This is a genomic window from Streptomyces malaysiense (assembly GCF_000980885.2).
GTDB lineage: Bacteria > Actinomycetota > Actinomycetes > Streptomycetales > Streptomycetaceae > Streptomyces > Streptomyces malaysiense.
In genome coordinates this window covers 1-24,214 of the sequence record NZ_LBDA02000029.1, presented here as the reverse complement: position 1 = coordinate 24,214, position 24,214 = coordinate 1, and the positions used below count along the sequence as shown (strand labels likewise).

At 71.1% G+C, this 24,214-nt stretch carries 13 protein-coding genes; 7 read left to right on the top strand and 6 right to left on the bottom strand.

Annotated features, from left to right (window positions below; all coding sequences use genetic code 11):
* Positions 1-119 precede the first annotated feature (119 nt).
* Genes VT52_RS12955 through VT52_RS12945 form a run of 3 tightly spaced genes read left to right on the top strand, consistent with a single transcriptional unit; the run spans position 120 to position 3,576 of the window.
* Positions 120-1,097, top strand: a complete 978-nt coding sequence (locus tag VT52_RS12955; RefSeq protein ID WP_046424686.1) for a glycosyltransferase family 2 protein — start codon at positions 120-122, stop codon at positions 1,095-1,097.
* A complete protein-coding gene (locus VT52_RS12950) occupies positions 1,094-2,428 on the top strand; it encodes a polysialyltransferase family glycosyltransferase (RefSeq protein ID WP_046424688.1) in 1,335 nt (444 codons plus the stop codon). Before VT52_RS12955 ends, VT52_RS12950 begins: the two co-directional genes overlap by 4 nt.
* Positions 2,429-2,433: 5 nt before the next feature.
* The gene (locus VT52_RS12945) at positions 2,434-3,576 is read left to right on the top strand and encodes an acyltransferase family protein (RefSeq protein ID WP_079175016.1); all 1,143 of its coding nucleotides are present in this window, start codon (positions 2,434-2,436) and stop codon (positions 3,574-3,576) included.
* Here VT52_RS12945 and VT52_RS12940 read toward each other — a convergent pair.
* The gene (locus tag VT52_RS12940; protein ID WP_046424691.1) at positions 3,573-4,226 is read right to left on the bottom strand and encodes a TetR/AcrR family transcriptional regulator C-terminal domain-containing protein; all 654 of its coding nucleotides are present in this window, start codon (positions 4,224-4,226) and stop codon (positions 3,573-3,575) included. The two genes, VT52_RS12945 and VT52_RS12940, sit on opposite strands and share 4 nt — an antisense overlap.
* A 72-nt stretch (positions 4,227-4,298) precedes the next feature.
* On the opposite strand from VT52_RS12940, the gene VT52_RS12935 reads away from it, so the two are divergent.
* Entirely contained in the window at positions 4,299-5,684 is a 1,386-nt protein-coding gene (locus VT52_RS12935) for an FAD-dependent oxidoreductase (protein ID WP_046424694.1), read from the top strand.
* 37 nt (positions 5,685-5,721) lie between these two features.
* Here VT52_RS12935 and leuE read toward each other — a convergent pair whose 3' ends face one another.
* The gene (leuE, locus tag VT52_RS12930; protein WP_046424696.1) at positions 5,722-6,375 is read right to left on the bottom strand and encodes a leucine efflux protein LeuE; all 654 of its coding nucleotides are present in this window, start codon (positions 6,373-6,375) and stop codon (positions 5,722-5,724) included.
* Positions 6,376-6,446: 71 nt separating this feature from the next.
* Positions 6,447-8,027 carry an acyl-CoA mutase large subunit family protein gene (locus VT52_RS12925; RefSeq protein WP_046424699.1) on the bottom strand — a complete coding sequence of 527 codons (1,581 nt, stop codon included), beginning with the start codon at positions 8,025-8,027 and terminating at the stop codon, positions 6,447-6,449.
* A gap of 79 nt (positions 8,028-8,106) precedes the next feature.
* Here VT52_RS12925 and VT52_RS12920 point away from each other — a divergent pair, with 79 nt between their 5' ends.
* Positions 8,107-8,871: a L,D-transpeptidase family protein gene (locus tag VT52_RS12920; RefSeq protein ID WP_046424700.1), complete on the top strand. Its 765-nt coding sequence runs from the start codon at positions 8,107-8,109 to the stop codon at positions 8,869-8,871.
* 240 nt (positions 8,872-9,111) lie between these two features.
* On the opposite strand, the gene VT52_RS12915 is transcribed toward VT52_RS12920, so the two are convergent.
* From VT52_RS12915 to VT52_RS12905, 3 genes are all read right to left on the bottom strand, one after another.
* Positions 9,112-10,311, bottom strand: a complete 1,200-nt coding sequence (locus VT52_RS12915; RefSeq protein ID WP_053055606.1) for a hypothetical protein — start codon at positions 10,309-10,311, stop codon at positions 9,112-9,114.
* Positions 10,311-11,033 carry an RNA polymerase sigma factor gene (locus tag VT52_RS12910; protein ID WP_046424701.1) on the bottom strand — a complete coding sequence of 241 codons (723 nt, stop codon included), beginning with the start codon at positions 11,031-11,033 and terminating at the stop codon, positions 10,311-10,313. Before VT52_RS12910 ends, VT52_RS12915 begins: the two co-directional genes overlap by 1 nt.
* Positions 11,034-11,666: 633 nt before the next feature.
* Positions 11,667-13,175: an FG-GAP repeat protein gene (locus tag VT52_RS12905; RefSeq protein ID WP_046424702.1), complete on the bottom strand. Its 1,509-nt coding sequence runs from the start codon at positions 13,173-13,175 to the stop codon at positions 11,667-11,669.
* 738 nt (positions 13,176-13,913) lie between these two features.
* Between VT52_RS12905 and VT52_RS12900 the strand changes: the two genes are divergently transcribed.
* Together VT52_RS12900 and VT52_RS12895 are read left to right on the top strand one after the other, a co-directional pair.
* Positions 13,914-23,423 carry a DNRLRE domain-containing protein gene (locus VT52_RS12900; RefSeq protein WP_071387441.1) on the top strand — a complete coding sequence of 3,170 codons (9,510 nt, stop codon included), beginning with the start codon at positions 13,914-13,916 and terminating at the stop codon, positions 23,421-23,423.
* 108 nt (positions 23,424-23,531) lie between these two features.
* Positions 23,532-24,065, top strand: coding sequence for a hypothetical protein (locus tag VT52_RS12895; RefSeq protein ID WP_143070876.1), 534 nt, complete (start codon positions 23,532-23,534; stop codon positions 24,063-24,065).
* The last annotated feature ends 149 nt before the right edge of the window (positions 24,066-24,214 follow it).

The window sequence follows — 24,214 nt, the reverse complement described above, 5'->3', positions numbered from 1 at the left end:
GAATCGGCTCGTGGAGGGCGCTGGAAAAGGCCCGGTTCACAGCTTCGCCACGTGCCATTCACCCAGTATCAAGCAAGGCGTCAAGACGAATGACGGGCATCCCCCCTAACGTCCCTGACGTGGTCAAGCTCTCCGTCATCGTGCCGTTCTACAACGTGCAGCAATACGCACCCGACACGCTCAGGAGCCTGAAGGCGAACGCGCGTGAGGACTTCGAATTCATTCTCGTCGACGACTGTTCCCGCGACGGGACACCCGGGATTCTCGCGCGCGCGGAGCGCGAGCTGCCCGGAGCGGTACTCGTCCGGCACGAGCAGAACGGGGGTCTGGCGACCGCGCGCAACACCGGCATCGACCGGGCGCGCGGCGAGTACCTGACGTTCCTGGACGGCGACGACTGGCTCGCCCCGGGCTACTTCCCCCAACTGGTCGCGGCCATGGAGGAGTTGGGCGTCGACTTCATCCGGACCGACCATGTGCAGTGCACCGCGCGGGCCCGGCAGGTGCAGCGCGTGCCGGTCGGCCGGCGCGACCAGGTGCTCAGCCCGCGGGAGGCGATCCTGCCCGCCGACCGCTCCACCTCGGTGGACTACGCGTTCGCCTGGGCGGGCGCCTACCACCGCAGGCTGGTCGACAAGGGCCTGCTGCACTTCACCGACGGGCTGCGCACGGCCGAGGACCGGCCGTGGATCTGGAAGCTGCACCGGGAGGCGGAATCCTTCGCCGCGGTGAACCTGCTCGGCGTGTTCTACCGGCGCGGTGTCGCCTCCTCGCTCACCCAGATCGGCGATGTGCGTCAGCTCGATTTCATTCGGGCATTCGACCAGGTGATCGCGGAAACCGCGAAGGACCGGGACGCGGACGCGCTGTTGCCGAAGGCGGTCCGCACATATTGCGCCATCATTTCCCATCATCTGGGATCCATCGAAAGGTTCGAGCCCGCGGTGGCGAAAAAACTGAAATCCCTGAGTGCCGCCGCGCTGCGCCGCATGCCGCAGGACGTGCTGGACGACGCGCTGGACTCCATGGACCTCCAGCGCGCCACCAAGCTGCGCCGGCTGCGCCGCCGCCCGGCCGCCGCGGGGGCCGCCGCGTGACCACCCAGATCTTCCAGGCGTCGACGCTGTACGGCGTCGCCACCCTCGCCGCCGCGCTGGACTCCGGCTGTTTCGATCCCGCCGACCGGCGCATCCTGCTGGTCTGCAACAACGCGGCGACGCCCGAGACCACCCCGGGGCCGGACGGGATGCCCGGGTTCGAGCGGCTGCGCGACCGGTTCGACGACGTGATCTCGTACAACGAGACGATCTTCCCGTTCCACCCCGGCGGCTGGGCCCCCCGCGTCGACGACATGCCGCTGTGGGAACGCTTCCTGCGGCACGAGTGGCGACTGGGCACCGAGGACGTCGAGTTGGCGGTGGAGTCGATCCAGGTCAACCCGGCGCTGGCGCTCGGGCAGATCTTCAACGGCGCGCCGGTCACGGTCTACGCCGACGGCCTGATGTCCTACGGCCCGACGCGCAACAAGATCGACCCGCTGGTCGGCACGCGCGTCGAGCGGGTGCTCCACCTGGACCTGGTGCCGGGCCTCGCACCGCTGCTGCTGACCGAGTTCGGGGTGCCCGGTGAGCTGGTTCCGGCCTCCGCCTTCACCAAGGTGCTCGCGGAACTCGCCACGGTCGCGGAGGAGTTGCCCGCGACCGAGGAGCCCGCGCTGCTGCTCGGGCAGTACCTGTCGGCGCTGGACATCCTCACCGCCGAGCAGGAGGAGGAGCTGCATGTGCGGATGCTGAAGGGCGTGGCCGAACTGGGCCACACCGAGGCCGTGTTCAAGCCGCACCCCACCGCCCCGGCCCGCTTCACCCGCTCGCTGGAGCAGGAGGCGGAGCGGCTCGGCGTGGCGCTGACCGTCGTGGACACACCGGTGCTCGCCGAGGTGCTGTACCAGCGGCTGCGTCCCGCGCTGGTCGTGGGCTGCTTCTCCACCGCCCTGCTGACGGCCTCCGCGCTCTACGGGCTGCCGGTCGCCCGGGTGGGCACGGAGCTGCTGCTCGAGCGGCTGGCGCCCTATGAGAACAGCAACCGGGTCCCGGTCACCGTGGTGGACGCCCTGCTGCCCGATCTGGCGGACGGGGCCGCGGTCGCCGCGCGGCGTCCGGGCATGGACGTGGAGCGGCTGGGCGCGCTGGTGCGGGCGGTGGGCTTCGCGATGCAGCCGAAGATCCTGCCGGGGCTGCGCGCGGAGGCGGAGGCGTGGCTCGCGGCGAACTTCGGCCCGCAAACGTCCCGTTACTTCAAGCGCCGCAGGCTCACCTCGCTGGCGCTGCCCGGCGGGATCCCCGCACAGCTGGCGTTCATCCCTCGCAACGCGACCGTGCGCAGGGTGGCCAAGAAGGCGCGCGGGCTGCGCAGGACGGCGCGGCGCTGACCACCATGACCACTCCATCCCGCACTCTCGACGACGGCCCCATACCCGCCCCGGAGCCGGCCGCCACGCCCGCCCGGACCGAGCGCCGCGGCCGTCTCCTCGCCCTCGACGGGCTGCGGCTGGTGGCCGCGCTGATGGTCTGCCTCTACCACTACACCGGGCGCGGCGGCACGATCTCCGAGTCCTGGCACCAGAACCCGGCCGAGGTCTTCCCGACCCTGTCCCGGGCGGCCGTCTACGGCTGCTTCGGCGTACAGCTCTTCTTCGTGATCAGCGGCTTCGTGATCTGCATGAGCAGTTGGGGCCGCACCCTGGGGGACTTCTTCCGCTCCCGGGTCTCCCGGCTCTACCCCGCCTACTGGGTCGCGCTGGTCCTGGTCACCGGGGCGTCCCTCGTCCTGCCGGCCGTCATCGCGCCGGTCCGGCTGGACGAGTTCCTGGTCAACCTGACGATGCTCCAGCAGCCGATGGGGGCGACCCGGGTGCTCGGCGTGTGCTGGACGCTGTGGGTCGAGGTCCGGTTCTACGCGCTGTTCGCGCTGTTCGTCGTGGTGCGGGGGGTGACCTACCGCCGTGTGGTGCTCTTCTGCTCGGTGTGGACCCTGGCCCTGGTGCTCTGCCGCACGACCGGCGACGCGCTGACCGACCAGGTGCTCATGCCCGAGTACGCGCCCTTCTTCATCGGCGGTCTCGCGCTCTATCTGATCCACCGCTTCGGCGGCGACCTGCTGCTGTGGGGCATCGTCGCGGTGTCCTGGCTGCTCGGCCAGAGCGAGGCGACGCGGGGCCTGTGGCACCGCGCCGGCCACACCGAACTGCACCGCGACCCCTACGTGGTCGTCCTGATCGTCACCCTCTCCTTCGCCGCCGTCGCCGCGGTCGCGCTGGGCTGGACCCGCTGGGCCTCCTGGCGATGGCTGACCACGGCCGGCGCGCTGACGTACCCCTTCTACCTGGTCCACGAACACCTGGGCTGGTTCGTGATCCGCGTCCTGCACCGGTTCCTCGGGCTTCCCCCGGCAGCGACCCTCGGGGCGACCGTCCTGATCATGCTGGCCCTGGCCTGGCTCGTCCACCGCTTCGTGGAGAAGCCGGTCGGTCCGCGGCTCAGGCGGGCACTGAAGCCGCGGAGCCTCTCCCATCCCTAGGGCACCGGCCCGTACCGCGCCCCGATCCCCGCGATCACGACCGCCAGCCCTTCCTCGAACTGGCGGTCGTAGTCGTGGAAGAGGAGTTCGCCCGCCGCTGCCGCGAGGGGGTAGTCGGCCATGCGCCGGGCGCGGTCGGTGATGTCGGTGCGGGCGCGGTCGTCGTCCGGGAGGGGGCGCATGCCCTGTTCCTCGGTGACGAAGCCGATGGTGTAGGCGGTGGCCGTGCGGCCCGCGTCGACGGCCTGGGCGAGAGTCAGTCCGGCGCTCGTCAGCAGGCCGAGGTTCGCCTCCAGGGCGGGGGCGTGGTCGATGCCCGTGAAGCGGGAGCCACTGAAGACCTTGGCGCCGTCGCGGTAGCCGAGCAGCGCGGTGCGCAGTCCGCGGTTGACCTTCAGCAGGCGTTCCCGCCAGGTGTCGGCCGGGTCGAGTTCGGTGCCGGCCACCATCCGCCGGTACATCTGCGTCGCCATCTCGTCCAGCAGCGCCTGCTTGTCCTTGAAGTGCCAATACAGGGCGGGCGCCTTGACGTCCAGCTCCTTCGCGATGGCGCGCAGGGTCAGGCCGTCCAGGCCGACCTCGTTCAGCAGCCGCAGCGCCGCGTCGGCGACCCGCGCTCGGTCCAGGGGCGATCGTCGTTCCGTACTCACACTTGACACCTTAACAGCGTTAAGTGCACTCTCGTGTCCGGCAGCACTTAACGACGTTAAGGAGATACAGCCATGGATACGACGGATGTCCTGATCGTGGGCGCGGGCCCCACCGGACTCGCCCTCGGCATCGACCTCGCCCGGCGCGGGGTCGATGCACAGCTCGTGGAGCGCGCCGACGCCCTGTTCCCGGGCTCGCGCGGCAAGGGGATCCAGCCCCGCACCCAGGAGGTCTTCGACGACCTGGGCGTCATCGACGCGGTCCTCGCGTCGAGCGGCCCCTACCCGGACCGGATGGTGTGGCGGGACGGCGAGCGGGTCGGCGAGGAGTCGATGTTCGAGCGGTTCGAGCCGGACGCGGGCACGCCCTACCCCGCGCCGCGGATGATCCCGCAGTGGCGCACCCAGGAGATCCTGTGCGCCCGGCTCTCGGAACTGGGCGGGAAGGTCGCCTTCGGCCGCGAGGTCACGGACCTGGCGCAGGACACGGAGGGCGTGGACGTGGCCTTCGCCGACGGCACGACGGTCCGCGCGCGCTATGTGGTGGCGGCCGACGGCGGACGCTCCGGGATCCGGCGGGCGCTCGGCGTCGGCATGACCGGCGAGACCGTCGACCCGGCGCCGTTCGTGGTGGCGGACCTGCGGGTGCGGGACCTGGACCGGGTCTACTGGCACGCCTTCCCGGCGGCGGACGGCAGCGTCCTCGGACTGTGCCCGCTGGCCGGCACGCAGGAGTTCCAGCTGGCCGCGCGGCTGCCGGAGGGCTCGGAGCCGGACGTGACCGCCGACGGGGTGCGCGAGCTGGTCGCCCGGTACACCCACCTGGCCGCCGAGGACGTGACCGAGGTGCGCTGGGCCTCGGAGTTCCGGCCCCGGACGGCGCTCGCGGACCGGTTCCGGGTGGGCCGGGTGTTCCTCGCGGGCGACGCCGCGCACGTGCACTCGCCGGCCGGCGGACAGGGCCTGAACACCAGCGTCCAGGACGCCTACAACCTCGGCTGGAAGCTGGACGCGGTCCTGCGGGGCGCCCCCGAGTCCCTGCTGGAGACGTACGAGGAGGAGCGCCGGGCGAACGCCGCGGCCATGCTGGAGCTGTCCACCGGCGTGCACCGCGGCGAGGTCCAGCGGGGCCCGGCCACCGTCCAGCTCGGCGTCGGCTACCGGGAGTCGTCGCTCAGCGCCGAGACCCGGACCGACCCGGGACCGGTGCGCGCGGGCGACCGCGCCCCGGACGCCGAGGTCTCCGGCGGACGTCTCTTCGACCTCCTCCGGGGCCCGCACTGGACCCTGCTGGGCGCGACCGCTCCGCCGCGGGCGGGCGTGCGGACCCTGCCGTCCGCCCCCGAGTCCTACGGCCCCGGCGTCTTCCTGATCCGCCCGGACGGCTACGTCGGCTGGGCGGGCGGGACGGCGGCGGAGGACCTGGCGGCCTACCTCGACGGCGTCCTCGGCGGCTGAACCCCCGCGCCGCGCCCGCCCTCCCGGCCCCGCACCGCTACGAGGCCAGCGACAGCTTCACCGCGAACCCGAGGAAGAGCGCACCGGCCGCCGAGGTGGCCGTCGCGGACAGGCGCTTGCGGCGGCGGAAGGCCGCGGCGAGCCGGGTGCCGCCGAATATGAGGGCGCTCAGGTAGAGCACGCTGGCCAACTGGGCGAAGGCCCCGAGGACGACGAAGGAGAGGGCCGGGTACGCGTAGCCCGGGTCCACGAACTGCACGAAGAAGGCCACGAAGAACAGGATCGCCTTCGGGTTGAAGAGACTGACGACGAGGGCGCGCCGGTAGGGGCGCTCCTCGGCGGCGCCGGCCGGCTCCGCGGCCGTCTCCTCGGCCGCCTGCTCCCGCCGGGTCCGCCACAGCTGCCGGGCCGAGCGCATCATGCCGATCGCCAGCCAGGTCAGATAGCCGGCCCCGGCGTACTTCACGATCCCGAACAGCAGCGCGTCGGCCTGGAGCAGCGAGGCGACCCCGGCCGCGGACAGGGTCATGAGCACGGTGTCCCCGCAGAACACCCCGGCGGCCGCGGTGTACCCGGCCCGCACCCCGCGGCGGGCGGCGACGGACAGCACGTAGAGCGAGTTGGGCCCGGGGAGCAGCACGATCAGGGCCACACCCGCGAGGTACGTGGGCAGATGGATGACACCGAACATGGGAAGGAGTGTCGCACGGGGTACGACAACGGGACGCGGCCAAGGCGGACGGCCGCTCCGCCGACGCCCGCTCAGAAGGCGTCGGCCGGCACGTACCTCCCCCACACCTCCCGCAGCGCCCCGCACACCTCGCCGACCGTGGCCCGCGCCCGCAGCGCCTCCTTCATGGGGTAGAGGACGTTGTCCTCTCCCCCGGCCGCCTTCTTCAGCGCGGCCAGGGCGGCGTCGACCGCGCCCTGGTCGCGTCCGGCGCGCAGGGCGGCGAGGCGCGCGCACTGGCGGGCCTCGATGGCCGGGTCCACGCGCAGCGGCTCGTACGGCTCCTCCTCGTCCAGCCGGAAGCTGTTGACGCCGACGACCACCCGCTCCCCGGAGTCGGTCTCCTGGGCGATGCGGTAGGCGTTGCGCTCGATCTCTGCCTTCTGGAAGCCCTGTTCGATCGCCGCCTCCGCGCCGCCCAGCTCCTCGACCCTGTCCATCAGCGCGACGGCCGCCGCCTCGACGTCGTCGGTCATCCGCTCCACCGCGTAGGACCCGGCGAAGGGGTCCACGGTCGCGGTCACGTCCGTCTCGTACGCCAGCACCTGCTGGGTGCGCAGGGCGAGCCGCGCGGAGGTGGCGGTGGGCAGCGCGATCGCCTCGTCGAAGGAGTTGGTGTGCAGGGACTGGGTGCCGCCGAGGACCGCGCCGAGGGCCTGGACGGCGACCCGGACCAGGTTCACCTGCGGCTGCTGCGCGGTCAGCTGGACCCCGGCGGTCTGGGTGTGGAAGCGCAGCATCAGCGACTTGGGGTTCCGCGCGCCGAACTCCTCCCGCATCACCCGCGCCCAGATCCGGCGGGCGGCACGGAACTTGGCGACCTCCTCCAGGAACGTCGTACGGGCCACGAAGAAGAAGGACAGGCGGGGCGCGAAGTCGTCCACGTCCATCCCGGCCGCGACCGCCGTGCGCACGTACTCGATGCCGTCGGCGAGGGTGAAGGCGATCTCCTGCACGGGCGACGCGCCCGCCTCGGCCATGTGGTAGCCGGAGATCGAGATCGAGTTCCAGCGGGGGATCTCGGCGGTGCAGTAGCGGAAGACGTCCGCCGTCAGCCGCAGCGAGGGCCTGGGCGGGAAGATGTAGGTGCCGCGGGCGATGTACTCCTTGAGCACGTCGTTCTGGACCGTGCCGGTCAGCCGGTCGGCCGGGACACCCTGCTCCTCCGCCACCAGCTGGTACAGGAGCAGGAGGAGGGCGGCCGGGGCGTTGATCGTCATGGACGTGGAGACCTGGTCCAGCGGGATGCCGTCGAACAGCACCCGCATGTCCTCGATCGAGTCGATCGCCACCCCGACCTTGCCGACCTCGCCGTGCGCGAGGGGCGCGTCGGAGTCGTGGCCCATCTGGGTGGGCAGGTCGAACGCGACGGACAGGCCGGTGGTGCCGTGCGCGATCAGCTCCCGGTAGCGGGCGTTGGACTCCGCCGCCGTGCCGAATCCGGCGTACTGGCGCATCGTCCAGGGACGGCCGGTGTACATGCTCGGGTAGACCCCGCGGGTGAAGGGGTACGACCCCGGCTCCCCGAGCCGCTCGGCCGGGTCCCAGCCGGTCAGCGCGTCCGGCCCGTAGACCGGCTCGATCGGCAGGCCCGACTCCGTCTCACGCGCCATGGATGCCTCCGCAGGACGTTCCGTACCTCCTCACCATGCCCCGTAGTTCGACGGGGGTCACGTGGGGAAGCATCCGGGGATGAGGACCAGGGGCAGGACCCTCGCCGCGCTCGGAGTTCTCGCCGCCCTCGCCGCGCTCTGCGGATGCGCCGTCCAGCCGCTGGGCGCCGACGGCCGGCCGCCGGGCGGGGGCCCGGTCTCCGCGGCGGGGTCGGGGGCGCCGTGGCAGCCCGGCGACAGCGGACCGGGCGTACGGGAACTCCAGGCGCGGCTGCGGCAGCTGGACTGGCTGTTCGACGGACCCACGGGTTCGTACGACGATCTCACCGAGCGGGCCGTACGCGGCTTCCAGGGCAGGCGCGGACTGCCGGTCACCGGCGTCACGGACGCCGTGACCTGGCGGCGGCTGGTGGCGATGACCCGTCCGCCGGGCAGGTGGGAGCTGTATCTGATGGGCGGCCAGCCCGCCGCCCCGCCCGATCCGCGCTGTCTGACCGGGCGGGCGCTGTGCGTCAGCAAGACCAGCCGGACACTGCGCTGGATGGTCGACGGACGGACCGTGTCCGAGACGGCGGTGCGCTTCGGCACGCGGCACAGCCCGACCCGCGAGGGCACCTTCCACGTGTACTGGAAGTCCCGCCACCATGTGTCGACCCTGTACGACTCTCCGATGCCGTACGCGATGTTCTTCAGCGGCGGCGAGGCGGTGCACTACTCGTACGACTTCGCCGCGCGCGGCTACGCCGGGGGGTCGCACGGGTGCGTGAACGTACGGGACGAGGCGGTGATCGCCCGGATGTTCGCCGAGGTGCGGGTGGGCGACAAGGTCGTCGTGTACCGGTGAGGCCGGGGGCGGCCGAGTGGCCGGGCTTGGGGCGCGGGCGGGACCGGGGGAACGTGTCCCGCCCGCGCCAGGTGCACGAGCCGCAGGTACGGGGGGAACCCCGGCTCAGTGCCACGGCCGATGACCAGTCGGCTCACTCAGTACTGCGTCGAGGGATCCAAAAGTGTCACACCCTGCGCGGAGAAACTTTCGAGACACATGAAAACGCCAGGTCAGACGGGTGCAAACGATCAAGATCGGTCAGCGGGCGGGGGTGGGAGCAGCGGGAGCCGGCCGAGGGGTGGCGGCTGACCGGGACCTGCCGCCGCCGCGCGGGGCGTGCGGCGGGGTGTGCCTGGGGGCGTGCGTCGGCGCGGGTGCCGGTGCGGCGGGGCCGCGGCGCCGGACGCGCACCTTGCCGAACATGTCGCCGCCGCCGCTCCCGTCGCCGCCCCGGCTCTTCCCGGTGCCGCGGCCCGTGCCGTGGCCCGTGCCGGGGTGGCTCTCGTCGTCGCCCTTTCCGTCACCGCCCCGGCCGTCACCGCCCTGGCCGGAGCCCCCGCCCTGGCCCTGGTCCGAGCCCTGGCCGCCGTAGTCGCGGCTCTTGCCCTGGGTGGTGCTGCCGATGGCATGGTCGCCCGCGGCCAGCATGAGCTTGCAGTACTGCGTGAGCCGCGCGGAGCCGCCCGCGAGGTTCTCCAGGGCGCGTCGGCGGTCCGCGCCGAGTCCGGTGCCGGAGCGCAGGTCGCGGCAGGCGTTGATCGCCCCGTTCCAGCGGCCGCCCGGGGAGGCGGAGGTGCCGGGGCGGGCGCTCGTGCCCGTACGGCCGTCGGTCGCGCCGGCGCGGCCGGCGCCGGCGCTCGGCCCCGCGTCCGCGCCGCCCCCGGGAGTGTCGAGGTCGCCGGTCGCCCGCGGGGTGGCCGAGGCGGACGGGCGGGCGGAGCTGTCCGTGGTGGCGGTGGCGGCGGGCCCCGGCTTCTCCACTTCGAACGGCGTGGGCAGCACCCCGCCGGCGGCCATGGCGACCCCGCCGAGGGTGCCGGCGGCCAGGACGGCCGCCAGGGCGAGCCGGACCGGACGGCCCCAGCCGGGGCGGCGGCCCGGGGCCGCGGGCCGCCGGGCGGGGGCGCCGATGCGGACGAGCCCGGCGTCATGGCCGCGGACACCCGCGCCGTGTCCGTGCGCGCCGGTGCCGGTCCGGTGGCCGGGCGCCGCCGCGGCGAGCGCGGCGGTCCGCTCGTCGGCGGCCGCCTCCCGGGCCTTGCGGAACGCGGCCAGGGCGGCCTGCTCACCGGGGAGTTCGCAGGTGGCCGGGGCCGCCTGCACGGACAGGGCGTCGAGCACCCGGGCGAGGCGTTCGGCCTGGTCACGGGTGGAGGGGTCGACGGCTTCCAGGGGCTCCCCGTCCAACAGGCGTTCCGCCGTCCCCGGGTTGAGCCACTTGTCCTGCTCGTCGGCCATCACATGTCCTTCTGCGTCCGCGCGCGCGTATGCGTCACAGTGGCGGACGTCACCGCGCGTCCACGCGGTTCTCGCTCGGGGTCCTGCCGGGCCGCTCGCCTCGATCGCGGCCGTGGGGTCTGCTCGGGGTCCCGCTGGGGTGGCAGCGCGTCGAGGACGTTCGCCGTCTCCGGGTCGTCGCCGAGCAGTTCGGCGAGCCGTTTCAGGCCGCGGTGCGCGGCGGTGCGGACGGCACCGGCGCGTTTGCCGAGGGTCTCGGCGGCGGTCTTGGCGTCCAGGCCGACGACCACACGCAGGACGACCGCCTCGGCCTGGTCCTGCGGGAGCCGGGCGATGAGGGAGAGGGTGCCGCCGGTGGTGAGCGCCTCGATGGCCTCGCCCGCGGTGTCGGACTCGGCGGCGCGGCCGGTCAGCTCGGTCTCGTCGCCGCCTATCGCGGGGCGGCGGCCGCGCATCCGGATGTGGTCCAGGGCACGGTTGCGGGCGATCCGGGCGGCCCAGCCGCGGAACCGGTCGGCGTCACCGCTGAACCGGTCGAGGTCGCGGGCGATCTGCAACCAGGCCTCGGAGGCCACGTCCTCGGCGTCCGGATCGCCGACGAGTGTGCGCACGTACCCGAGCAGCCGTGGGTGCACCGCGCGGTACACCGCACGGAACGCGCTCTCGTCACCTTCCTGTGCCGCACACACCGCGGTGGTCAGCTCCGCGTCGTCCCCCAGCACCGCACTCCCTTTGCGCCTGTCTCCTGGTCGGCGCGAATGGCACGTTACGGCGTGAAACCTTGCCCCGTCCATGTCCGTAGAAGATGCAACTAACTCGTGACCGAGTGCGGGTATGCGCAGGGTGAGCACCGGGTGAGGACGCAGCGCGCCCGAGGTGTGACAGAAAACGCACCCACGGCGCTGTAGAGAGTACGGGTCGCCCAGCGGCCCTCAGAGCGACGGTCGGGGCCTCTCCTGTGGGGGGTGGCGGCCCCGGCCGTTGCCCTTGCGTCCGCGCCTCCGGCCCGCGGTTCCGTGCGGTGCTCACCGCCCCGTGCCCGGCCCCTTCGGCTCGGCGCTCACCGTACCGGCCATGGTGCGGCCCGGTGAGCGGTGTCTCACATTCGCGGAGAACTCGACGGGGTTCTCCCTCGCGTCCGGGTCGTCGGACTCTCCCCGGCTCGGTGCCATAGGGCGGCTCCACCCCGTCCCGGCTCGGTCAGCGTTCGGTGCGCTCAGCCGGCCCAGGAGTCACCCGCCCATCTCCAAGAGGGGTGCCACCGCCCCCGGTCGGCGCCGGCGGCGTGTGTGCCCCGCCCAGGGCCTGCGGGTCTCCCGCGCACGAACACGTGGAAGAAGTCCGGTTCTCCGCTGTCAGTGCGGTAGCGCGATACCGAAGGCGTCACCGTCGAGACCGGTGGCGCCGCCCAGGTCGCTCTGTGCGTAGGCAGTGGCGGACTTGAGGGTGCCCGGCTCGACCTTGAGGACGGTGACCGTACCCGCCGCGTTTCCGGGTGCGCCGATCAGCGGTTCGACGCGGCCGTCTCCGTCGGTGTCCAACGCTCCGACGGTCCAGCCGAAGTGGTCGTCGGTGTCGATGGTGCCGGGCACGCCCGAGGTGCTCTGGTCGACCCATATCGACCCCTTGGCGGTGATGCCGCCGGTGGCGTTGCCGAAGAGGACCACGGCGGCACCTGCGCCCTTGGTGGAGCCGATCGCCTCGTTGCCCACCCCGACGATCAGGTCGTCCACCCCGTCGCCGTCGAAGTCGCCGGCCGCGAGCGAGGTGCCGAAGCGGTCGCCGGACTCGGGAGCGCCGGCGACTCCCGGTGTGTCCTCGTCGAAGAGTTCCATGTTGTCCGCGGACAGGCCGTGCGCGGTTCCGTAGAAGACGGCGATGCGCCCGGCCGCACCCTGGTCACCGATCTCCTGACCGGGGACGCCGACGGCCACGTCCGCGTACGCGTCGTTGTTGAAGTGTCCGACGGCCAGCGCGCTGCCCGCGAACTCGCTGATGCCGTCGATGTTTCCGGAGTCGACGTACCCGTCGGAGGCGGGGGCGGCGGTGATGGGCCCGTACATCACATGGATCGAGCCGCGGTCGGAGCTGCCGGAGATCTGCTCGCCGGTGGTGGCGGAGACCAGGTCCGCGGTGCCGTCGCCATTGACGTCGGCGATGGCGACCTGGTCACCGAAGCGGTCCTCGGCCTCCGGGGTGCCGGGGACGTTGGTGGTCGACTCGTCGATCTGAATCGTGTCGGCGGTGGTGAGGCCGTTCGCCGAACCGAACATGATCTTGATGGTGCCGGCATGGGCATGGCCGTTCACTCCCTCGAACGGCTCACCGATGGCGAGGTCGGCGTAGCCGTCGCCGTTGAGGTCGCCGGCGGCCAGGGAGTAGGTGAAGACGTGGTCGGTGGACACGGATCCGGGCATGCCCGAGGCGCCCTCGTTGAACTCGTCCGTACGGGAACCGTCAAGACCGCTGGATGTGCCGTAGTGCACCGTCAGCATGCCGGCACCCGTGGTGGTGTCGATGGCTTCGAAGGGCGAGGAGACCGCGAGGTCGGCGTAGCCGTCGTGGTTGAAGTCGGCGCTGACGAAGTTCTGCCCGAAACTGTCGTCCGTCTCGGCGGCGCCCGGGACGCCGGTCGAGTCCTGGTTGATCAGGGTCGAGGTGCCGGCGGGTCCGGACGAGGTGCCGTCCGCGACGAGGACCGAGCCGGCACGCACGTTCCCGTTGACGGTGTCGCCGGGCAGGCCGACGGCGAGGTCCGGTGTGCCGTCGCCGTTGAAGTCGTAGGGCTGGGCGGCGCCGCCCGATCCGGCGGTGAGGACGGCGGCCGTCACCGCGGTGATGCAGGCGAGCAGGGCGGCCAGCAACTGCCACGCCCTGGGGCGGCGGCCTCTCCCCGACGCGGGGCCGGTCCGGCTCTTGGCCGGGCTCCCAGTTCCGTTCCTGGTTCCGATCCCGCTCCCGGTTCCGCTGCGGGTCGTGGTCCCGTCGGTCTCCGCCGAGTCCCCGTTCCCGGACTCTTCCGCAGCCTCGTTCTCGGCCATGACCGCCCATCAGCCCTTCGCTCGTCCAGTCGCAGGTGACCGCTGCGTCCGATCCGGCGAAGCGCCGAGCCGGTGTCGCCGCAGTGGCCGCGCATCGCGGTGTCCGCGATCGAGGCGCAGGTTATCCACGCGCCGGTCTCGGATCGATCACGGCGATCAACCGGGCGCGAACCGACAGGAAGCGATCCGGCCCGACTCAAATTCCCTATGAATTAGTCGAGTTGGCAGAGCTGCGACTATCGGCCCCGATTTGGAAAACGGTCTGGATTCCGTGAACGCGTTATGGATTTGTTGTCATGGGCACGCTTTCACAAAACTTCTGATCATCTAACGTGTACGCCGCTTGGGTAAGTCCTGCTCTTCGGCATGGGCTGCCCCTGTGTCCTGCTTATGGCCGGCCGCCCAGCACCCGCGTGTTTGTCCGACGCGCGTGCGCGGGCGGTCGGCCTTGTGGTTTGAAGGAGTTCCGTGGCCAGCCGCCCCCGACACCGCTTGCTCGCACGGTACCGGCGCCCTCGCGCCGGCCGCCCTCCGCGTGCCGTCGCTCTGACGTCCGGCAGTGTGCTGCTGGCCCTGTGTGCCGCCCTGCTGCCGCTGCCCGCGCTGACCCCTTTCGCCCAGGCGGCCGACAGTCCCTGGGCGGACGCCAAGGTGCCCGCGCAGCGGACCGGTACCGCCGCGGGACGCAAGCACGAGGTCGGCGCGGCGCGGACCGACGCGACGGGCCCCGACGAGCTCTCCCCCGGCGACCTGAAGGCGGGCAAGCACGCCCTGCCGATGTACGACGCAGGCAGCGGATTCACCCCTGTCGAGCCGAAGACCGAGAAGCAGGAACTCAAGCCGGTCACCGGGAGCGCTGACGGCGCTACGGGCTTCGACGCCCAGCGCAGCGTCGAGATGCCGGGCCAACGAACGGCCGTCTCGGACGAGTTCAGCAATCCCGACGGAACACTGACCACTCGCGTCTACAGCGACCCGGTCAACTACCATGACGATTCCGGCGCATGGCACCCCATCGACACCGCCCTGGTCCCGGCCGACCAGGCCAAGGGTCTGCCGCAGGCGGCCGAGTCCGACGCCCGCCCCGACCGGCTCGCCGCCAGCGCGGACGACACGGGGCTCACTCTCGCCCGGCGCGGTGACGACCCGGCCCTGGCCCGGGTGGAGTTCGCCGGAGGCCGCCACGCCGTCGGCTTCGGTCTGGACGGCGCAGCGGACACCTCCGCCCAGGTCCACCAGGACAGCGCCTCGTACCAGGGCATCCGCCGCGACTCGGACCTGGTGCTGCAGGCGGCACACGGAGCGGTGAAGGAGACGATCGTCCTCGACTCGGCGGACGCTCCGCACGAGTGGACCTTCCCGCTCACTCTCGACGGCCTCAGCCCGTCGCTCGACGCGCACGGCGCCGTCGTGCTGAAGGACGCCGGGGGCGCCGTCCAGGCCGTCATCCCCAAGGGGTGGATGGAGGACTCCGCCCACAGCGACAAGACGGGCGGCCCCGCGCTCTCCGGTGACGTCACCTACCACCTCGTGCACAACGACGGCCAGTGGTCCCTCGATGTCGGTCTGGACGACGCCTGGCTGAACTCGCCGGATCGGGTCTTCCCGGTCAAGGTCGACCCGAGCGTCGACATCGACGACAACGGCGACTCGTTCGTCCAGAACACCTGGCCGGACAGCAACTTCGCCGGTGACCAGGAACTGAAGATCGGCAGCTACGACGCCGGTACCGACGAGGCGATCAGCTACCTCAAGTTCGGCAACGTCAACAGCCAGCTGAAGAACGAGTACATCCTCGACGCCGGCCTCGGCCTGTACAACGACTGGTCCTCCAGCTGCACCGCCCAGGACGTGACGGTCCGCCAGGTCACCGGCTCGTGGAGCTCCACGACCGTCACCTGGAACAACCGTCCGCCGAGCTACGGCAACCTGATCGCCACCGACTCCTTCGCCTACGGCACCAGCTGCTCCAGCGGCGCCAAGTGGCGCGTCATCGACCTCGGGCAGAAGGGCACCGACCTCGTCGAGAACTGGGTCGACGGGTCGGTCACGAACGACGGCCTCGCCATCTGGGCCGACTTCTCCACCTCCGGCCCATGGAAGCGCTTCGGCAGTGCCAACTCCGCCGACAAGCCCTACCTGGCGATCACCCACACCGGCTACGGCGCCCGGTACACCGTCGGCTCGATGACCGCCCCGCTGACCGGCGCCCAGAGCGGCGAGGTATCGGTCAACGTCAAGAACCTCGGCGACTTCACCTGGGAGCCGTCCGGCTGGGACGAGGTCCGCCTCGGCGCCCGGATCCGCGACGCGAGCACCGGCGCGCTGATGAGCCAGGTCGCCTACACCCCGCTCAACGAGCGGCTCACCCCTGGCGACGACGCGACCCTCGACGCGCGCATACCCGCGCTGCCACCGGGCAAGTACACGGTCGACTTCGACATGCAGCTGCTGCGCAACGAGCGCTGGTTCTCCAGCGAGGGCGTACCGGTCGTCGCCGTCTCCGTCACCTCCCAGGACGTCGGCCCGCGCATCACGGATGTCTATCCGCACCCGGGTGGCCAGGTCGGCGGCCTGACCCCGGCGCTGTACATGTCCGCCGAGTCCATCGACCACTACCCGGCGGGCGCCGCGCTCGACTACTACTTCGAGGTCTGCGAAGGCACCGCGAGCACACCCGTCAACTGCGTCAACTCCGGCTGGCTGGCCCAGCGCACCTGGAACGTCCCCGCGAACAAGCTCGCATGGGGCAAGCAGTACATCTGGCGGGTCAAGGCCCGTGAGAACGGCCTGTCCACCCCGCTCAGCCCGTTCTACACCTTCACCACCGCGGTCGAGCAGCCCGCCATCACCTCCCACCTGGGAGGACAGGGCCTGGACGGCTCCGGCCGCGAGGTCGACCCCGGCATCGGCAACTACACCACCACCGCCACCGACGCGAGCGTCGCCGCGGTCGGTCCCGGTCTGTCCGTGGACCGCACCTACAACAGCCGTGACCCGCGCACCGACAACGCCTTCGGCGCCGGCTGGTCCACGCACTACGACATGCGGATCGAGCCGGACGACGACGGCACCGGCAACGTGGTGGCCACCCTGCCCTCCGGCCGACAGATCCGATTCGGCAAGAACCCCGACGGCAGCTACGCACCGCCGTACGGCAGCTTCTCCACCCTGACCGCCGTCAGCGGCGGCGGCTGGAAGCTGACCGACAAGGAGCAGACCACCTACGTCTTCGACGGCTCCGGACGGCTGACCGCCGTCACCGACTTCCGCGGTCGCGCACAGACCCTGGCCTACGACACCTCCGGCAACCTGACCACGGCCACCGCCACCGGCGGCCGCGCCCTGCACTTCACCTGGTCCGGCGGCCACGTCACGACCGTCGTCACCGACTCGCCCACCACCAACGACACCGCTCTGACCTGGTCGTACACCTACTCCGGTGACAAGCTCACGCAGGTGTGCGGTCCGCTGGACGCCCCGGGTGCCTGCACCACGTACGCCTACGGCACCGGATCTCACCACCGCACCGTCGTCCGCGACGCAGGTCCGTTCTCCTACTGGCGCCTGGACGAGAAGTCCGGCGCGGTGCACGCGGGCAGCGACCTGCTCCTGGACGCCGCCGACCACGAGGGCACCTACCAGGACGTCCAGCTCGGCACCGCCGGCGCCCTGGCCGGCAGCAGCGACACCGCGGCCACCTTCAACGGCACCACCTCCTACGTCCGGCTGCCGGACCAGGTGGTCACGGACACCCCGTACCTGACCGCCGAGCTGTGGTTCCGCACCACCGGCAGTGGTGTCCTCCTCAGTTACCAGGACCACACCCTGGAGGAGGCCACCACCGGCAATCACACCCCGGCCCTGTACGTGGGCACGGACGGCAAGCTGCGGGGCGAGTTCTGGAACGGCACCGCCGCCCCCATCACCTCCGCCTCGGCCGTAGACGACGGCACCTGGCACCACGCCGCCCTGACCGCCGCCGGCAACACCCAGACCTTGTACCTCGACGGCGCCGAGGTGGGCAGCCTGACCGGCGACATCACCCAGGTCGACCAGCGCTTCGTCTACCTGGGCGCCGGCTACTGGAACACCTGGCCCGCCACCGCCGGGACCATCGGCCACTTCGCCGGCGACCTCGACGACGCCGCGGTCTACACCCGGCCACTGGGCGCCAGGACCATCGCGGACCAGTACTCCTCCGGCACCGCCGCCGCCCAGCAGCTCACCAAGGTCACCCTGCCCAGCGGCCGGGTGCACGCCGCGGTCGGCTACGACACGGTGCGCGACCGGGTCTCCTCCTACACGGACGCCGACGGCGGCACCTACCAGTTCTCCCCGTACCGGCTCACCGGCACCGAGGACCAGCCCGCCACCGACGACCACGCGGCGGTGGCCGGCACGCCCACACTCACCGTGACGGCCACCGACCCCGACCAACGGACGTCGAGCTGGACCTACGACCCGCTCCAGGGCGACCGGCTGATCAGCCAGACCGACGCACTCGGCGGCACCTCCAGCTACGCCTACGACACCGGTGGCTTCCTCGCGGCCACCACCGACCCCGACGGCGCCGTCACCCGCTTCGGCGACGACGCCCGCGGCAACAAGGTCTCCCGGACGACGTGTCGTGACGCCGCCGACAGCGCGACCTGCCACACCTCGTACTACAGCTACTACCTGAACAGCTCCGACCCGCTCGACCCGCGCAACGACCAGCTCACCGAGGTCCGTGACGCCCGCTCCTCGGGCTCGGCGGACGACACGTACAAGACGACGTACGGCTACGACCCCCAGGGCGACCGGACCTCCACCACGACCCCGGCCACCTCGGACTTCCCCTCCGGCCGCAGTGTCACCGAGACCTACACCGACGGCACCGAGTCCGCGGCCGGCGGCGGCACCGAGCCGGCGGGCCTGCTCGCCACCAGCACCGACCTGCGGGGCGGTGTCACCCACCGCACCTACACCGCGGCCGGTGACCTGGCCACGGTCGCCGACCCGGCCGGTGTCGTCACCTCGTACACGTACGACGCGCTGGGCCGCGAGACGAACAGGAAGATCGTCTCGGACGAGCACCCGGGCGGCGTCACCACGACCACCGCCTACGACGGACAGTCCCGTCCGGTCACCGTCACCGGCCCGGTCACCACCGACGAGGTCACCGGCGACAAGCACCAGGCGAAGACGACGTACACCTACGACCCGGACGGCAACACGCTCACCGAGAAGGTGGCCGACGCGGTGGGCGGCGACCGGACCCGCACCACCACCTGGACCTACGACACGCACGGCAACCCGGCCTCGCTCACCGACGCCGAGGGCGGGGCGGAGCAGTACACGTACGACGTCTACGGCCACCGGACCAGGCTGAGCGTGACGGGCGGAGCCACCTACCGCTACACGTACACGGCCCTCGGCCAGGCCGCCACGACCACGCTGGCCGGCTACACCGGCGACCCGAACAACCCGTCCACGGCGCGGGACGTCGTCCTCGTCTCCTCCGCGTACGACCCGGCCGGGCGCCTCGCCGAGCACACCGACGCGATGGGCCGCACCACCCGCTACACCTACTACGACGACGGGCTCCGGGCGCAGGAGATCCTGGCCGGCTTCCACAACCCGGACGGGACCACCCGCGACCTCGTCCTCAGCGACCGTACGTACGACGCCGCCGGTCACCCGGCGACCGAGACGACGGGCAACGGCAAGGTCACCACGGACTACGAGACGGACGCGGCCGGCCGTACCACGGCGACCGTCCTCGACCCCTCCGGACTGGCGCGGCGCACCGCATACACGTACGACGCGGGCGACGCCGTCCTCACCACGACCCTGACCGGCGCCGGCGGCAGCCGCACCGAGAAGGTCACCTACCAGCGCAACACCAGTGGTGACATCACCCGGCAGACGGTGGAGAACGGCACCGACGACCTGGTCACCACACGTACCGTCTCCGACCTGGGCCAGACCCTGTCCGAGACCTCGCCGCGCGGCAACGTGAGCGGTGCGGACCCGACGGCGTACACGACCGACTACACCTATGACGAGCTGGGCCGGCCGGTCGAGACCCAGGCTCCGCCGGTGACGGCCGAGACGCAGCAGTCGTCGGCCACCGTCCGCCCGACCACGACCATCGGCTACGACAGCTTCGGCGACGCGGTCGACGCCCGCGACCCGAACGGCGGCGTCACGCACACCGAGTACGACCGCCTCGGCCGCACCACAGGCGTCACCCTGCCGGACTACACCCCGCCGGGTGCCTCGACCCCGCTGACGTCCGAGGTCACCCGGGCCTACGACGCCGAGGGCAACCTGGCGAGCGAGACCGACCAGCTCGGCAACACCACCACCTACACCTACGACCAGCTCGGCAACCTGGCGAAGGTCACACAGCCGGCCCCGACCACGGGTGGCTCGGCCCCGGTGTCGACCTCCACCTACGACCTGCTGGGCGAGCAGCTGTCGGCCACCGGCCCGACGGGCGCCCGCACCGAGGCGACCTACGACGACCTCGGCCGCCAGGTCACCGCCACGACGGACGAACGGCATCCGGCCCAGGGCGCGTTCACGACGACGCTCTCCTACGACGACGCGGACAACCTGCTGTCGACGAAGACCCCGACCGGCCTGACCACGTCGGGCACGTACAACGCGGCGGGTGACCCGCTGACGGTCACCGACCCGGCGGGCGGTGTGACGTCGTACGCCTACGGTCCGACGGGTCTGCCGGCCTCGGTGACGACGCCGCAGGGCCGCACCACCCGCACCACGTTCGACCTGGCCGGCCGGCCGACGAAGGTCACGGACGAGGACGGCTCGGGCACGGTCGTGCGCACGACCAGTTCGTCGTACGACGCGGACGGCGATCCGACCGGGGTCACGGACGCCCTCGGCCACACCACGACGCGGTCGTTCGACGCGCTGGGCGACCTCACGAAGCTGGTGGAACCGGTCGATTCGACGACGTCCGTCACCACCACGTTCGGCTACGACGCGGCGGGCCACCGCACCCGCCTGACGGACGGCCGCTCCGACACCACCTGGTACACGTACACCAGTCACGGCACGCCTGAGTCGGTGGTGGAGCCGTCCACCACGGCCTACCCGGACGCCTCGGACCGCACCTGGACCATGGCGTACGACAAGGCCGACCGGCCCGTGCGGGAGCTGAAGCCGGGCGGTGTGAGCGAGCAGCGCACGTTCGACGCGCTGGGCCGGATCACCCAGGTGACGGGTACGGGCGCGGAGGCGGCGACCACCGCGGAGACCTTCGGCTACGACGCGGCCGGCCGCGTCACTTCGGCGAGCGCGCCGGGTGGCACGGACACGTTCACCTACGACGACCGCGGTGACCTGCTGTCCTCCGGCGGCCCGTCGGGCACGGCGGCCTTCGCCTACGACGAGGAGGGCCGTCTCACCGGCCGTACGGACGCGGCGGGGCAGGCCGCCTTCGGTTACGACACCGCGGGGCGGCTGGCCTCGGCGGCGGACCCGCTGACGGGCACGACGCAGACGTACGGCTACGACACGGCCTCCCGCCTGACCTCGGTCACCTACGGCTCGACGGGCGCGACCCGTTCGCTGGGCTACGACGCGCTGGACCGCCTGACCTCGGACACCCTGAAGTCCCCGTCCGGCACGACCACGTCGTCGGTGGCGTACGGCTATGACGACGCCTCCCGCCTGACCTCCAGGACGTCGACGGGTACGGCCGGTTCGGGCACCCAGTCCTACGGCTACGACTGGGCGGGCCGCCTCACCAGCTGGACCGGCGTCAACGGAACGGTCACGAAGTACACCTGGGACGCGGCGGGCAACCGCACGTCCGCGGGCGGTGTCACGGCCACGTACGACGCACGCAACCGCCTGGTCTCGTCCGGCGGCACGACGTACACCTACTCGGCGCGCGGCACCCGCACCGGCAGCACGGACGCGAGCGGTACGAAGACGGCTGCGTTCGACGCGCTGGACCGGATGGTGTCGGCGGACGGTACGTCGTACGCCTACGACGCGCTGGGCCGGCTGGTGAAGCGGGGCACCGCTTCGCTGACGTACGCCGACCGGTCGAACAACCTGGTGGCGGGCGGCGGCCGGCTGATCGCCCGGGACCCGTCCGGCGGCCCGCTGTCGACGGCGAACACGGACGGCACGGGCGCGACGTCGGTCCTGGCGGACCTGCTGCACGGCGACGTGACGGGCTCGTTCGACCCGGCCACGGGCACGCTGGACACCTCGACCGCCTACGACCCGTTCGGCCAGGCCACCGCCCAGTCCGGAACCAAGGGCGCACTGGGCTACCAGGGCGGCTACACCGACCCGTCCACGGGCCAGGTGAACATGTCCGCCCGCTGGTACGACCCGTCCACCGGCGGCTTCTCCTCCCGGGACTCCTGGACCCTCGACCCGGCCCCGTCGATCAACGCCAACCGGTACGACTACGGCGGCGGCGACCCGCTGACCAGCACCGACCCGAGCGGGCACTGGAATGTGAGAGATCCGGGCGGTGGTGGTGCCCCCGCAGGCGGTGTCTGCTACTGCGAGGAGTCCACGGCCGACGAGGCCAGGTACGAAAAGGAGCAGGAAGCGGAGGAAGCGGCCGATTACGAGCTGGCGCAGGAGGAATCGCTGGACGAGGCCAAGCGCTCCAACGCCCACAGCCTGGAACAGGAAGAGGACGAGGCTGGCAGAAGCTCCGAACGAAGCCGCCGTCCTTCGACCACCCGCCCGCGGTACTCCCGCCCGACCAACACCCGCCCGCGGTACTCCCGCCCGACCAACACCCGCCCGACGTACTCCCGCCCGACCAACACCCGCCCGCGGTACTCCCGTCCGGCGACCACCCGCCCGGCATACTCCCCCCCGAAGGACAGCCTCCGTTCCGGCAAGGCCGAAGCCGAACAACGGGCGGACGCGGAAAGCCGCGCGGAGACCCAGGCCGACGAGGACCGCACAAAGTCCGTCGACGACTCCTTCACCGAGACGGTCAAGGACCTGCCGGAATCCCCACCGGAAGATCTCCAGGACTACTCCAGTCCGCCCGACGTGAGCGACGACTACTCCAGTCCGCCCGACATGAGCGACGGCTGCTCCGGCGGCGGCCTCGGCTTCCAGTGCACCAGCAACGGCAATCTCCTCGATCCCGACACGGGTGTCGCCTACTGCAACCCGGCGGCGGGCCTGGCTGTCGGCAACATCTGCGTACAGCTGCTATCGGCTGCTACAGGACCGACCGGCAGAACGGCTCACACCGAGGACTGGTGCAGCTTCTCACCTGACACCAAGGTCTTGATGGGGGGCGGCAGGACCAAGCCGATCGGCAAGATCAAGACCGGCGACAAGGTCGAAGCCGCCGATCCCAAGACGGGCAAGCACCAAGGCGCCCGCGCTGTACAGCACGTCTGGATCAACCACGACCATGACTTGCTCGACCTGACCATCCGCACCAAGGACGGTCACACCGCAACCCTCCACACCACCGCCAACCACCCCTTCTGGGACGACACCACCCACACCTGGGTCCCCGCCGGGAAGCTGCACATCGGCGACGCCCTCAACACGGCCACCAACGGCCACGCCCACGTTGAGGCGACCCGCCCCACACCAGGCGCGGCAAACCGCTGGAACCTCACCGTCCAGCAACTCCACACGTACTATGTGCTGGCGGGGGCCACTCCGGTCCTGGTGCACAACTGCAACAACCTGACTGCTGATGACGCTCGATTCCCTGCTGCGCACGTTCTCGACGAGCATGTGAATGTAAGTGATCAGCGACTCATTCAGATGGCGCAAACCTCGGGAGTGAAGTCTCGCTTTACTGATCTCCAGACTGCCCAGCAAGTCGTCGACTACGGTATCGCGTCAAATCAGAAACGCATCGGCAACTGGCTTCGAGGTGGTGGCGTAGGGCCGCTTGAAATCAAGGGGAGATTCGGCGCCAATAACCCAATTGGGGTGAGGGCTGACGCGAGCGGAAGTATTACCCCCACAAGTAACGCGTACACAATAATCCTTCAGCGTGCGGCTGGGCACCCGGGGGGATATTACGTGTCGACCGCATACCCGAGATAGGTGTTCTCTGTGGGGATCAGATTTACCGAGGATGACTTCGGTATCACGCATCTAGCCTCTATGTTCCATCAAGACTGGAGGCTATCGGGGAGCGCGCGCGATGTGGTCATGAGCTACGTCGCCCAAACGTCAGATCCGTTCGTGCTAGCGCTCGCCGAGGATGCACTCAGGCTGGCAGCCAGCGGTGACGCTGGCACTGTTGCCACCCTCTGGGAATGTGCAACTGGCTCCTATCATCGCCTCAACGGCGATTCGGTCAGTGGATTGGGCTGGTTCCGGGAAGTTGCAGATATCTGCGAAAGGGGCCTCACTCAAGCCGCCGTACACGCAAACCTCGAAGTCGGTGAAAGTGCGTACGGCGCCTTCACGGGCAGGGTTGTCGCGGAAATCGACGAGCTTGAGCCTGCTCTGGATGAGGCGATCGCAAGCAATCCAATGGCGAGTATCCCGGGCGCCGTATCGGCGCTGAGGGTGTGCGCCTCGGATATCTGCCCAGAACTCGCCTTTAGGGTCCTCCTGAGATTCCTCATGGAGTATTCTTGTGAGATCGACCATGATTTGTATGCGAGATTCGTAGAGCTGGGTCACGAATTTTCCTACGGAGAATTCGTGGTCTCGCGAATTTCGTTCCTGATGCGCTAGCCCTCTCCGGGTGACGGCCCTTGGCTCTGGATTAATAGAGAGTCCTTGGGTAGGAAGCATGCGGCAAGCCAAGAGGCCGCCATCGGCTAATCCCGATGGCGGCCTCTTGGCGTCTTGACGGCAACGGTGACGCTGAGATTGAAAGGGTG

Excerpts from the sequence above, each read along its gene's own strand:
- VT52_RS12895 (WP_143070876.1), top strand. The coding sequence starts at position 23,532 with ATGAGCTACGTCGCCCAAACGTCAGATCCGTTCGTGCTAGCGCTCGCC.
- VT52_RS12920 (WP_046424700.1), top strand. The coding sequence starts at position 8,107 with ATGAGGACCAGGGGCAGGACCCTCGCCGCGCTCGGAGTTCTCGCCGCC.
- VT52_RS12915 (WP_053055606.1), bottom strand. The coding sequence starts at position 10,311 with ATGGCCGACGAGCAGGACAAGTGGCTCAACCCGGGGACGGCGGAACGC.
- VT52_RS12935 (WP_046424694.1), top strand. The coding sequence starts at position 4,299 with ATGGATACGACGGATGTCCTGATCGTGGGCGCGGGCCCCACCGGACTC.
- leuE (WP_046424696.1), bottom strand. The coding sequence starts at position 6,375 with ATGTTCGGTGTCATCCATCTGCCCACGTACCTCGCGGGTGTGGCCCTG.
- VT52_RS12925 (WP_046424699.1), bottom strand. The coding sequence starts at position 8,027 with ATGGCGCGTGAGACGGAGTCGGGCCTGCCGATCGAGCCGGTCTACGGG.
- VT52_RS12945 (WP_079175016.1), top strand. The coding sequence starts at position 2,434 with ATGACCACTCCATCCCGCACTCTCGACGACGGCCCCATACCCGCCCCG.